This is a genomic window from Ruegeria sp. ABV3_008 (genome assembly GCF_056161185.1).
In genome coordinates this window covers 1-1785 of record NZ_JBSWYP010000031.1, presented here as the reverse complement: position 1 = coordinate 1785, position 1785 = coordinate 1, and the positions used below count along the sequence as shown (strand labels likewise).

Genomic DNA, 1785 nt, shown 5'->3' with positions numbered 1-1785 from the left:
AGTAAGGGTGTGATGGTAGCCCTTGTGCTTTGGGCGCTGATTTTTCCGGCGAACGCGAACAGCACTCTGGGCAGCTGGAACTCTCAGATTCTGGAGGTCTTCAACAGTTTCTACGTGGTCATCGTAGGTCTGTTTTTCTTCTTTCTGGCCATCGTTGCGCTGCTGCCGGCCACCGGCAAGCGGGTGATGGGCACGCACGGCGAAAAGCCCGAGTTCTCGAACTTCTCATGGTTCTCGATGATGTTCGGGGCCGGTCTGGGTGTGGGCCTGATGGTGTTCGCCACCGCCGAGCCTCTGGGCCTGTGGGGTTCCAACCCCGTGGTTGTTGCGGGCGACGTGCCCGGCAATGAGCCCGAGGCGGTCCAGTCGGCCTATCGCTACACCTATCTGCACTATGGCTTCCACGCCTGGGCGATCTACGTGGTGACCGGCCTGTCGCTGGCCTATTACGCCTATACGCGCAACATGCCGCTGACCATCCGCTCGGCGCTGACGCCGCTGTTTGGCAAGCTGATGAACGGTTTCCTGGGCCATGTGGTCGACGTTCTGGGCGTTGTGGCAACGATCCTGGGTGTGTCGGTCACCATCGGATATGGTGTCAGCCAGTTCATCGACGGTGTCTATGCGATCACCGGGATGGAGTGGATCATGGACCTGAGCGGTGAGGTTCCGGCCCCGTCGAAAGTTGGCCTGATTGCAGGTCTGCTGGTGATCATGGGCCTGTCGATCATCTCGGCCGTGTCGGGTGTTGGACGCGGTGTTAAGTACCTGTCGAACCTGAACCTGGTGCTGTCGATCATTCTGCTGGGTACGTTTGTCGTCTTCGGCTCGTTTGTCTTTGCGATGACCACCTATGGCACCGCGCTGGTGGACTACATCCTGCACTTCCTGTCGCTGAGCTTTGGCGCCTACGGCCCGCTCTCGGCCGAGGCGTTTGCGGCAGCTCTGCCGGCCGAGGCTCAGGCCCATGCGGATGCCCTGATGGGTGGCGCGACCAATGCCTGGGGCAGCTATGACGGCTTCAAGAGCGGTCTTGAAGGCGCAGCAGCGGAACTGGATGAGGCCACTCTGGCCGCGGCCTATGCCGCCGGTGAGCAGGGTCGTCAGTTTGGCTGGCAGGCAGGCTGGACCACGTTCTACTGGGCCTGGTGGATTGCGTTCTCGCCCTTTGTGGGCCTGTTCCTGGCGCGCATCTCGAAGGGTCGCACCGTGCGTGAGTTCATCCTGGGCTGTGTCTTCGCACCGGCGCTGGTCTGCTTTGCATGGATGACGGTTCTGGGCGGCACCGCGATCGATCTGGAACTGGCCGGTGAAGCCGGAGGCGCTATCATCGGGGCATCGAACACCAACAAGCTGTTCGTGACGCTGTCCTACATGATCGACGGCGGTCTGTTGTCGATGCTGAACGTGATGTGCGTGATCCTGATCATGACCTTCCTGGTGACTTCGGCGGATTCGGGCATTCTGGTGATGAACACGATCATGTCGGGCGGCAGCCAAGAGACGGGCATCAAACACCGCATCATCTGGGGTCTGATCCTGTTGGCGGTGATCGGCGCGCTGATCCTTGCAGCGGGTGAGAACAACCCGATGGACGCGCTGCGCAACGCGATGATCATCGGCGCGCTGCCCTTCACCATGGTGATGGGTCTGATGATGGTCGCCCTCGCCAAGGCGCTGTTCCGCGACAGCCAGCGTGACAAACACGCCGAGGCACCACAGGCCGCAGAATAAACCCACCAAAACACAAACAATCCAAGCGCCGCCCAAAAGGGCGGCGCTTTT

1 protein-coding gene is annotated in these 1785 nt (G+C 60.9%); it reads left to right on the top strand.

Annotated elements, in window-relative coordinates:
- A partial coding sequence (locus tag ACXAH8_RS23075) for a BCCT family transporter (protein WP_475220841.1) occupies nucleotides 1-1734 on the top strand: 1734 nt, incomplete at its 5' end.
- Nucleotides 1735-1785: the final 51 nt, after the last annotated feature.